General features: G+C 56.4%; 6 protein-coding genes, 1 tRNA gene and 1 pseudogene. 3 read left to right on the top strand and 5 right to left on the bottom strand.

Translation table 11 applies throughout. The features are described 5' to 3' along the window. Positions 1-55: 55 nt before the first annotated feature. From C8D92_RS01975 to C8D92_RS01995, 4 genes are all read right to left on the bottom strand, one after another. The gene (locus C8D92_RS01975) at positions 56-1,141 is read right to left on the bottom strand and encodes a tyrosine-type recombinase/integrase (protein WP_116918281.1); all 1,086 of its coding nucleotides are present in this window, start codon (positions 1,139-1,141) and stop codon (positions 56-58) included. 8 nt (positions 1,142-1,149) lie between these two features. Further along, positions 1,150-1,509, bottom strand: a complete 360-nt coding sequence (locus C8D92_RS01980) for a MarR family winged helix-turn-helix transcriptional regulator (RefSeq protein ID WP_095612403.1) — start codon at positions 1,507-1,509, stop codon at positions 1,150-1,152. A 2,036-nt stretch (positions 1,510-3,545) separates the two neighbouring features. Next, positions 3,546-4,151, bottom strand: a complete 606-nt coding sequence (locus C8D92_RS01985) for a recombinase family protein (protein ID WP_116918282.1) — start codon at positions 4,149-4,151, stop codon at positions 3,546-3,548. A gap of 891 nt (positions 4,152-5,042) precedes the next feature. After that, positions 5,043-5,119 (bottom strand) — tRNA-Pro (locus C8D92_RS01995). 204 nt (positions 5,120-5,323) lie between these two features. Here C8D92_RS01995 and C8D92_RS02000 point away from each other — a divergent pair. Next, positions 5,324-6,184, top strand: a complete 861-nt coding sequence (locus C8D92_RS02000) for an SDR family oxidoreductase (RefSeq protein WP_116918283.1) — start codon at positions 5,324-5,326, stop codon at positions 6,182-6,184. A gap of 56 nt (positions 6,185-6,240) precedes the next feature. Next, positions 6,241-6,844: pseudogene (locus tag C8D92_RS16005) on the top strand (hypothetical protein); the annotation flags it as partial. Positions 6,845-6,943: 99 nt separating this feature from the next. On the opposite strand, the gene C8D92_RS02010 reads toward C8D92_RS16005, so the two are convergent. Next, positions 6,944-8,593, bottom strand: coding sequence for an FMN-binding glutamate synthase family protein (locus C8D92_RS02010; protein WP_116918284.1), 1,650 nt, complete (start codon positions 8,591-8,593; stop codon positions 6,944-6,946). A 325-nt stretch (positions 8,594-8,918) separates the two neighbouring features. Between C8D92_RS02010 and C8D92_RS02015 the strand changes: the two genes are divergently transcribed. Continuing rightward, complete coding sequence (locus C8D92_RS02015; protein WP_228151125.1) at positions 8,919-10,511, top strand: BCCT family transporter; 1,593 nt, start codon at positions 8,919-8,921, stop codon at positions 10,509-10,511. Positions 10,512-10,514 lie beyond the last annotated feature (3 nt).

A 10,514-nucleotide genomic window follows, 5' to 3' on the forward strand; every position in this document is an offset into this window, starting at 1 on the left:
CTCCTTTGTGGCCACTAAAATTGTCTGTTTGTGGCCGCCTGAATTTGAAGGCTTTTCAGCCCGCCATGAAGCGGTCGGCTACGTCATCCAAGTCTGTTGAGGCCACATGGGTGTAAATCTGGGTGGTCCCAATATCCGCGTGACCCAGCCACTTCTGGACGTACCGAATGTCCGCGCCTGAGCGAAGCAAACGGGTTGCACAGGTATGCCTTAATGCGTGGAATACGAAGTCTTTGTCGTGCTCTAGGCCCATGCCTTTACGCACCACGCGCCAAAGCCTCAGTACCGTCCATTTGTCCAACTCTGGGAATATCCACCGCTCATGGCGTTTCGCCCTTGAATCAATGATTTCCTTTACTCTGCCTCGTATGGGGACAAATCGGTCGGCGTAGGTTTTCGTACTGTCGGTGGTCCGAGAGGATCGGCGAACGTGAATTCGTTGGTTGGCTGTGGATACGTCCTCAGGCTTTAGGGCCAATAGCTCACCCTGACGAAGACCTGTGTAAATAGCTACATAAACGGCCTCTAGCATTCCTGAGGCTGCTTGACGTTGTGAGTCAGCCAGTAGGGCATAGATGGCCTGTTCTTCGTCCTTTGAAACTTCGCGTATGCGGTCCCTTCTGGCGTTCTTGACGCGAAAACGACTGAAGTCGATTGGTAGCACATCTTCGACGCCCCAATGGCTTTCAGCGAGCTCCCAGAGCTTTCTCAGGATGCTCAGGCGGTGATTGACGGTAGACGGCGCGTCTCCATCTTCCAGGCATATATTCACGAAGTCGGCAACATGATGGGTTTTGACGTTCGCCATAATGACGCCGGGGCCGAATTTCTCGACAGTCTTGCTACCAACCGGCCCAAAGTAAGACGTCGACGCCTTTGTACGTGACCAGACCGTTCGAATCGCTCTGTCGTATGCCTCTTGAACAGTGAACCCCTTTGAATGAGGAAGTTCCTTGTCTGCGTTGGCGCTGAAGTCGAGTACCCGTCTATCCACCCCCGCTCGGAGTTGTAGTTTAATCCACGCCTCCACTCGTTCCGCCTCTTCTTTGGTAGTCCCAGGTGGCAACTTTTTTCGAACGCGAGGTAAACGTCTGGAGTGTACTTGTGCGACATATCTACCGTTTTCTTTCCTAACAGACATATTGTCTCCTAATCAGTGACTTTGGCTTGTTTAAGGGCATCTTTAAGGGTGTCTCCGATATTGGAGAAGAACTGACGGCCCCTATCAGTCAATTCCACCTGTTTGAAACGACGGTTTTCAGGGGACTCGTAACGGTATATAAGGCCGAGACCCAGTTTCTTTGGAGAGCCTGGACCGAGCTTTGAAACCGTCCGGCTTGCCGCAGCCTCTGAAACGCCGATTCTGTCGGCAAGGTCGATAATCGCAATGCCGGGGTTTTTGGCGACGACTGCCAGAGCGTCAAGGGTTTGTGCCTCCATCCGCTGGTGTTGTTGTCTGACGTCATTGATTAAGCGAGAAACAACATAGGCTGATGTGTTGATGTTCATTTTTATAAGCTCCTGAGTTAAAAGGGGTTATCGACCCGATCGACAGTTTCTCTGTCTACTGACGACGTTTCAATGATTGAGTTAGGAAGGAATCATGTAGGAGGCAATGGTCTTGCGCTCTTATGTTTCTGTTTTTTCGGGGTTTAAGGGTGACAGTATATGAGCATGGGTGGTCCCTTAGGTATTCCCTACGTGTCACCCTTAGGCATCCCCTCAGGTGCTTCATAAGGTATCCTCTCTGGGTGTACACCGTTCATCGTCACATACCCCACTCCACTCCCTTGGGTGTCCTCCTTAGGTATGTCCTAATGCCCGTCCCTGGGTATCGGTATTCTTCTTCATCGAAGATGATGAATACCCGTCCTTTGGTGGTGTCTTTGGTGGTGCCTTTGGACTGCCAAGGGGAGGCCTATGGATTTCAAAGAGACAGCAAAGGCGGTACTTATTTCCCATTACGGTATAGGGAAATATCTCCGAAGGCCTATAAGCCCCGTGGTTGAGGCGTTTAGGCGTGTAATGGAGTGCCTGATGTGGCACTGGGAGGCATTCTTAGTGATTCAAGGGACTCGGTAATCCATTTGTGTGTCAAGTGGATTCGCAAGGGATTTTCTTTACTTCGATTTCCGAAACCACGCCACACGATTACGGGATGTATCTTGAGCAACCAAAAATCGCGGTGTTTTGATGGTTTTTGGACTATGTGCAGGGCGTTACTATCTTTAAGCCTCCGTACTGACTTTTTACGGGCGTCTGTCGTGGTTTTCGTGCAGTGCTCTAGGTCTTCAGTCGAACCGCACCAATAGTTGCGAATGACTACGGTCTTGCACAGTTTTCGCAGGAACAGTGATGAGGAACGCCCGAGCCCCCCATTCGTGACAAGGGCCAAGATTGCGCCCTCATCAATGTGTGTTGTCATTCCTCGCTTGTCGTCTCCCTCGAATTGGCACAGGTTTAGTAGCTCTTTCTTGCTAGTCGGCGGTTGCAGAGGTGGTCGTTGTTCCGTTTCGTTCAATGTGCTCCTCCTTCAATAAGCCCGCACAAATGAGCCAGACATAGGCATACACGGACCATCCCCACCGGGGCGGCGTATGGTCGCCTTCATCTATGCAAGGTGATATGTAGGGTCTTATGGACCCAATGTGGCGGGCTGTGTGTTTTTACTGGCTGGCGGTACTGCGCGGGCGGATGGGATGCAATGGGCACTCATAGACCTGACAGCCTTGGACTTGCTGACGCCAGGTTCCGGGGGCCTCAGGGTCGTAAATACATGAGACGCACTTGGCATTTACCTTCGACCGCATCCCAGGACGTGAAGACTGGGCGTGGATGATTTCGTGTCGATAACGTCGTCTGTAGGGGTTACTTGGCATGGGTGGCTTCTTTGGGTTGAGGTTTACGCTTGGGGCCTTTGGTGGCGCTCCGTCGGCATAAATTCTGAAAGGGGCTGCCATTGGTCGTATCAATGCTATGAACCCCATGGAGCGCCAATGACCGCGCTATAACGGAAAGGCTGTAGGTTTGGCCTGATGCTACCTTTAGGCGCTTCTGTAGCGTCTTCATGGCCCCATAGGATTCCGGGCAGTAGCCGACCGGGTAGACCACCCTTTCTGGATGGCGTTGGGCCTGTTTCTTTCGGTTGTTGTCGTTGCCTGACAAGGTGTTCTCCTGGGTGGATTAGTGAAGTGGGATAAGAACGGATGCTCACCCACGTACGAGAGTGCGCGGGAGAGAATTACTAACGCCCTCCCATAATGTCGACCCGTAGAATCCTCCTCCCGGTGGTACCTGGCGAGCTCCGCCCTATAGTGTCGACCCGTGTGCGTGGACTTCTATGGAAGTATGAGACTCTATTTCCCCTGCCTGAAAATGCGCTCTGCCGAAAAGCAGGTAGTTAATGCAATGAGGTGATTGGCGGTCCGTGTAGTCGGCAGGCTATGTGAAGCTGGGGAGCCAGGAATGGAGCTTTGAAATGAATGGTCTAAGGGTCATAGTCCATCGGCAGGCAAAGAGTGGGGGCATGGCGCCCCCTTCGCTTATTATGCTCGTTTTAACGCCCTTGCAATGGTCGCACGAGAGGCTCCAGTGATTCGGGATACTTCCGACCAGCTATGTCCCTTCTCAATCATGGTCTTAATGTTCCGGTGTCTTTCCTCATCCACTGGACGGCCTTTGAATTTCCCTTCCGCCTTTGCTTTCTTGATGCCCTGAGCCTGTCGCCTTCTCCGGTCTGCGTAGTCCTTACGCGCCAGCGCAGCCAGCATGTCGAGCATCATGCCGTTCAGTGACTCCATAAGTCGGTCTGTTATCTCGTCATCAGTCTTCAAGGCCATGTAAGACGTAGGAAGGTCCAAGGCGACCACACGGACGCCACGGCTTTTGATTTCAGTTTTAAGGGTCTCCCAATCCTCCCCGTTGAGACGGCTAAGACGGTCCACCTGCTCAACCAGGAGGATATCCCCCTTGTGACAGTCCCCCAGGAGTCGGAATAGCTCGGGACGCTTGAGGCTGGCCCCTGATTGTCTCTCGACGTAGGTGGCAGCAATCTTCAAGCCCTGTTCTTCGGCGAACTGTTCAAGCTGCTCCTTTGCCCTGAGTGCGTCTTGGTCTTCAGTGGAAGCCCGGAGGTAAGCCCTTACGTGCATTGGTGGTTCTCCCGCTGGTTTCGTTTGTCTGGTTTCATAATAATGGTTTCGTTTGAGTTGTCAAAACCATGAAGTGAAACCGCTTGGGAGGGTGGTCTAGTCGGTTTCGCTTACCTATACCCTGCGAAACTAGGAGGACAGAGGACCGTAAGGCTGCTACATTTCTGCGCCAAGCCATTAACAATCAGATAGTTAGGTGGGGTTCTTTATGAGGCTGAATCCGATTATTCAAGGTGGGTGGATGGTGCTTTTCTTTGGGTCCGGCGTGGCTATATCCCCTGACGGGCCTGACGGCGGCATGGAAACACTGTTTTACGTGGTAGCGTTGGCAAGTTTTGTGGGGTGGCTATGTACCCTACATATAGATGGTTGGCTTGGGACTCCACCTGGGCAGTTACGGGAACACCTCCGTATGATTAATGAAAGGCTGGAGGGCAGCGGTAGCAGCATCAACGAGGAACAACGAAGGAACCTCCAGAAACGAAAGGAAGAATTACAAAAGAAGTTGGCACAAGCCAGGGTGGCAGGCTTCACCGAATGACCCACCCCCATGGGGGAAATTCGCTTCTCCCCTCATATTAAATAACCGCTCAAAAATTTGCGGCGCATTAACAAAACGGGTTGTTGGGTGCGTCGGCTGTTGTCTAGTCGGCTCTGCGTTGCTTGGGTCTATGCTTTCCCAAAGCGCCTGTTTTGGTCTAAGGAATCGAGTGGTCTAGGGGGCGAGGGCTTACACGGCACAGAATGCAAGGCTGCCATTCTAAGTTGCCGTGAGAAGTAGCGCCTATGCAGGGCATTGGTCGTTTGTAAACGTGGACACTAAAAGGGCCATTTTGTGGCCATCTAGGTTTTGGGGGAAAGGGTCAATCTTACGTAAGTCCTTGAAAAGATTGGTCGGGACGGGAGGATTTGAACCTCCGACCACCTGCACCCCATACAGGTGCGCTACCAGACTGCGCTACGCCCCGATCTGCCGCTGAGCCAAGGGGTGGGAGCATCGCTCCCGGCTCGCCGTGACGAGTGGTCATCACGTCAGCGGGAGCGAAGTCTACAACACTCATTTTGAAAAATAAAGACACCTCTTTGGGGGCCTCTTAAGACGGCCCCATCGCCATGACTCCGCGGCGCCCCCGTGGCTATGATGACGGTCCAGTGCCATTGAGGAGATAGCAATGAGCAAGCCAATGAACGGGAAAACGGTGGTGATCACCGGTGCCAACAGCGGCATTGGGTTCTGCGCCGCGCGGGATCTGGTGGGCATGGGCGCGACGGTGGTCATGGCCTGCCGGCGGCTCGAGGCGGCCGAGCAGGCCATGAACGACATCCGGGCCAGTCACCCGGCGGCCAGTCTGGCCGTTGTCCGGCTTGACGTCTCGTCGATTGCTTCGGTGAACGAGGCCTCGGACGAGCTGTTGTCGCGGTTCCCCCGTATCGATGTTCTGGTGAACAACGCGGGAATCGCCAATCTTCGACGGAAGGAATCCGTTGATGGGTTTGAGATGACGTTTGCCACCAATCATCTCGGTCCGTTTCTGCTCACCAACCGCCTGCTGCCGGCGCTGGAGGCTGCTCAGGGGCGGATCGTCAATGTCGCCTCCGTCGCGCACGCCGGCGGCACCATGCATTTTGATGACCTCAACCTGAACCGCGGTTACAACGTTCTGAAAGCGTATGCCCAGTCCAAGCTGGCGAACATGCTCTTTACCTGGGAATTGTCGAAGCGCCTGGAAGGGACGGGTGTGACGGTCAACGCGCTGCACCCCGGCGCGGTGAACACCAATATCTGGCCTGGTGATCACTGGTACGAAAGGGCCATGAGCTGGGTGATTCGCCGCTTTACCATTACGCCCGATGAAGGCTCCAGAACAACGGTCTGGTTGGCCAGTTCGGACGAGGTAGCCGGGGAGAGCGGTGGCTATTACCAGGATTGCAGGCCCCAGAAGCGACGTTCCACCGCCAGGGACGATCAGGCCGCTGAACGGTTATGGCGACTGTCCGCGGACTGGGTGGGTCTGTCAGAAGACGGTGGTTGACCGGGAGGGTTAATCGGTCTGCGGTGCGGCCATATCGACTTTTCGTGTCGATACGCTCGCTGTGCCCGTCAGCGCAAGAGCGCCTGACGCTGGCGTTTGGCGGATCTCCGTCCCCGTCCGCCCGTCTTCTGGAGGGGGTGCTCTGTATGCTGGGCCAGCCGCTGGGCGTCGGGCAGGGCAACAACCCCACCTGCCAGTCGGCGCGGGCCCTGTCGATGTGGTCCTACAACGACCCGGACTATCTCCTGCAGATGGTGGCCTGGGCGGCACGGGACGACGATATCATTGTTCATTTTGAAGGGCAGCCGGTGTCCTCGCGCCTGAGCAGCGGCGGTGTGGCCCTTGAGCTGCCCCATCGACCTCGATCCGGTGTCGTTGATCGTGGTCCCGCATCTGTACCGCATCGATGCGGAGATGGGCCGGCTGTGTGCGAACCGGGAAGGGGATCCACACCGCTGGGTGAATCCGGAGTTTCATGGCTGGTGGTGTGGGCGTGGATTTCGAATCAACGTCGATGTGCCCACCGGTAAGCTGACCGGTCTGAACGATTTTTACCGGCATTTCTACGCCAGCTATCATCCGTACTAAAACGGCAATCAACCGCTGATCCACCCCCAACCGGCCGGTATTGCCGTGACAGACAGTGCCGCTCGGTTAATGAACCGGGCTGGGTCCTTGAGAGCTTTGTGACGGTCAAGCTCTCCGCATTCCTCACCGTCCATGGCGGGCACGCGTCCGATGGTCGGACGCGTGCCCGACTCAGGCATATTCGATCTTGGTCTCGCGCAGCCGGATGATGAAATCCGGCGGATCGAAGGATTCGGCCTGTGCCGGTTCCCAGTATTTTTCAAAGATCGGGTGGTCACAGGGACCGTCCAGCAGTTCGCCAGGAGCGAGGAAATCGTACAGGTCCATGTATGAGGCAATCTCGTCATGAGAGACCCGCCGGATGATGTGCTCCGGACCCAGCTCACTGGTGTGTTTCAGCCCCGCCGCTCCGATCAGGTTGCCCAGCGCTGCCAGGGTGTTGTGGTGAAAGTTGTAGACGCGCTGGCTCTTGTCCGCGACGTCCAGCTTGCCGCCCCGCCTCGGGTCCTGTGTGGCGACGCCACTGGGGCAGTGGCCGGTGTGGCAGCTCAGGGCCTGGATGCATCCGAGCGAGAACATGAAACCACGGGCCGCATTGCAGAAATCCGCGCCCAACGCGATGGTCCGGGCGATGTTGAACGCAGAGGTGATCTTGCCGGCCGCACCGATGGCAATATCATCTCTCAGGTTCGCGCCAACCAGCGTGTTGTGAACCAGCAGTAGCCCATCGGTCATGGGCGTGCCCAGGCGATTGATGAACTCCAGCGGGGCGGCGCCCGTTCCGCCTTCACCGCCGTCCACGACAATGAAATCGGGGCGGGTTCCGGATTTCAGCATGGCCTTGACAATGGCGAACCACTCCCAGGGGTGGCCGATCGCCAGCTTGATGCCGACCGGCTTGCCATCGGAAAGCTCGTGCAGTTTGTCGATGAAGGCCATAAGCTCCATCGGCGAACGGAATGCCGTGTGATAGGGCGGTGAAACCACGTCCTCACCTTCGGGCACGCCACGTGCTTCGGCGATCTCGGGTGTGACTTTGGCCCCCGGTAGGATGCCGCCGTGACCGGGTTTGGCACCCTGGGACAGCTTGATTTCGATCATCTTTACCTGATCCAGCTGTGCGTTTTCCCGGAACTTGTCCTCGCTGAAGGAGCCGTCGGGGTTACGGCAGCCGAAGTACCCCGAGCCAATCTCCCAGACCAGATCACCGCCGGGCTGTCGGTGGTAGCGGGAAATCGATCCCTCACCGGTGTCGTGATAGAAGTGGCCGTCACGGGCACCCGTGTTGAGCGCCAGAATGGCATTGGCGGATAGCGAGCCGAAGCTCATGGCGGAAATGTTGAATACGCTTGCGCTGTATGGGCGTTTGCGTTTCCGGCCGATTTCAATCCGGAAATCGGTGTTGTCGTGTTCCAGCGGCTGCAGCGAGTGGTTCATCCACTCGAAGCCATCCTCATGCATGGCGTGAAGGGAGCCGAACGGCCGCTTGTCCAGAACGTTCTTGGCCCGTTGGTAGACGATGGACCGTTGTTCGCGGGAGAAGGGTAGCTCATCGGTATCGGACTGGATGAAGTATTGGCGGATCTCCGGGCCAATCGACTCCAGGAAGTAGCGGAAGTGGGCCATGATCGGATAATTGCGGCTCACTGTCCGTCGTCGCTGGATCAGGTCACGGATGCCAACTGCGCTGAGCAGGCCAAAGACAGCGGCCACGACCCAGAGACCCGGGTAGATCAGGCTCGCCGGGATCGTCACGACGCTTGCGGCGATGCAGCCCGCGAGAAGGCCGTAACGAAGTGGAAACTGTGACGTTTTCGACATGGTCTGCGGTCTCTCTGATGGTTGGATTGTTCTTTTCCGGTAAACCCGGGGTGGCGCGCCTGCCAGGGCCGGGTGAGCCCGCTGTGGGCGGCTCCGGGGGTGCCAATATCGGCACAGTGTAGTGGTTCCTGCCAGCCCGGGTCAGCCGGGCGGACAAAAACCGGCCTCTTTGTCCGTGCTGAACGGGGCGCAGTGGTCTATGGTGTAAGACGAACGTCGCATGAATGGCGGTTTTTGAAGTTTTTGATTGAAATCAATACACTCTTCCGCCTGTAAACGGGTGGCCCGGTGTGCCGGGCAAATAAAAACGGTAAGGAGACGGAACGTGAGTGAAGAAGTCGTAAAAGACGCTTACTCCACGGACTACGTTGCCGGCCAGGATAATATTGCCCTCATGGGGCTGGACCTTCACAAGACGGTGTTCTTCGTGACGGCCTTCCTGGTTGTGTTCTTCGTAGTCGGAACGCTGATTTTCCCGGAGTTGTCGAGCAGCCTCATGAGCGGCGCCAAAAGTGGCGCGATCGCAAACTTTGACTGGCTGTTCCTGATCTCCGCGAACATTTTCGTGATTTTCGTAATCGCGCTGGCGCTGATGCCGGTGGGCAAGATCCGCCTTGGCGGGCAGGATGCCAAACCGGAATTCTCGACCCCCTCATGGTTCGCCATGCTGTTTGCGGCCGGTATGGGTATCGGCCTGATGTTCTGGGGCGTGGCTGAGCCTGTCGCCTACTATACCGATTGGTATGGCACGCCTTTGAATGCTGAGGCGAACACCCCGCAAGGGGCCGATATGGCGCTTGGTGCCACGATGTATCACTGGGGTCTGCACCCCTGGGCGATCTATGCCGTCGTTGCGCTGTCGCTGGCGTTCTTTGCATTCAACAAGGGCATGCCCCTGACGCTGCGTTCCGCTTTCTATCCGCTGTTTGGTGAGCGGGTCTGGGGCTGGATCGGTGATGTCATTGACGTCGTCGCCGTGCTGGCCACGATCTTCGGTCTCGCAACGTCACTGGGCCTCGGTGCGAAGCAGGCTTCGGCGGGGCTGGATTTCCTGTTCGGCATCGGCTCCGGAATCAATGTGCAGATCGGCGTCATTGTTGGCGTAACGGCCGTCGCCGTGATCTCGGTCATTCGGGGTATGGATGGCGGCGTCAAGCTGCTCAGTAATTTCAACATGGTGGTCGCGGCCGTGCTGCTGCTGTTTGTGATTTTCGCCGGCCCCACGATGGCGATTATCGAGGCGCTGTGGAGCACGACTTCCACCTATGTCGCGAACATCGTGCCATTGAGTAACCCGTTCGGCCGTGAAGATTCGACCTGGTTCCATGGTTGGACCGTCTTCTACTGGGCGTGGTGGATCTCCTGGTCACCGTTCGTCGGGATGTTCATTGCGCGTGTCTCCAAGGGCCGTACCGTGCGTGAATTCATCACCGCCGTACTGATTATCCCGACCGTCATCACCATCGTGTGGATGAGTGGTTTCGGTGGCATGGCGCTGGAACAGGTCAAGAACGGCGTCGGCGTGCTGGGCAGCGAAGGCCTGACTGACGTGTCACTCGCCATGTTCCAGGCGTTTGAGAACATTGCCCTGAGCTCAATCGTCTCCTTTGTCGCGATCGTGCTCGTCCTGGTGTTCTTCATCACCTCGTCCGACTCCGGCTCGCTGGTGATTGACAGCATCACGGCCGGCGGCAAGATCGAAGCACCGGTCGCTCAGCGGGTCTTCTGGGCGGTGATGGAAGGTGCGATTGCTGCCGCACTGATCTTCGGTGGCGGTGAGCAGGCACTCAACTCGCTGCAGGCAGGGGCAATCAGTACCGGCTTGCCATTCACGCTTGTGCTGCTTGTGATGTGCTTCGGCCTGTTCAAGGGCTTGAGCAACGAGAAGCAGTTGATTGATGCCGGTCTGAAGACGTAATCG

Origin of the sequence: Tamilnaduibacter salinus (assembly GCF_003096655.1) — a bacterium.
GTDB classification, from domain to species: Bacteria; Pseudomonadota; Gammaproteobacteria; order Pseudomonadales; family Oleiphilaceae; genus Tamilnaduibacter; species Tamilnaduibacter salinus.

Coding starts and splice junctions, on each gene's coding strand:
- C8D92_RS01975 (WP_116918281.1), bottom strand. CDS start 1,141: ATGTCTGTTAGGAAAGAAAACGGTAGATATGTCGCACAAGTACACTCC.
- C8D92_RS01980 (WP_095612403.1), bottom strand. CDS start 1,509: ATGAACATCAACACATCAGCCTATGTTGTTTCTCGCTTAATCAATGAC.
- C8D92_RS01985 (WP_116918282.1), bottom strand. CDS start 4,151: ATGCACGTAAGGGCTTACCTCCGGGCTTCCACTGAAGACCAAGACGCA.
- C8D92_RS02000 (WP_116918283.1), top strand. CDS start 5,324: ATGAGCAAGCCAATGAACGGGAAAACGGTGGTGATCACCGGTGCCAAC.
- C8D92_RS02010 (WP_116918284.1), bottom strand. CDS start 8,593: ATGTCGAAAACGTCACAGTTTCCACTTCGTTACGGCCTTCTCGCGGGC.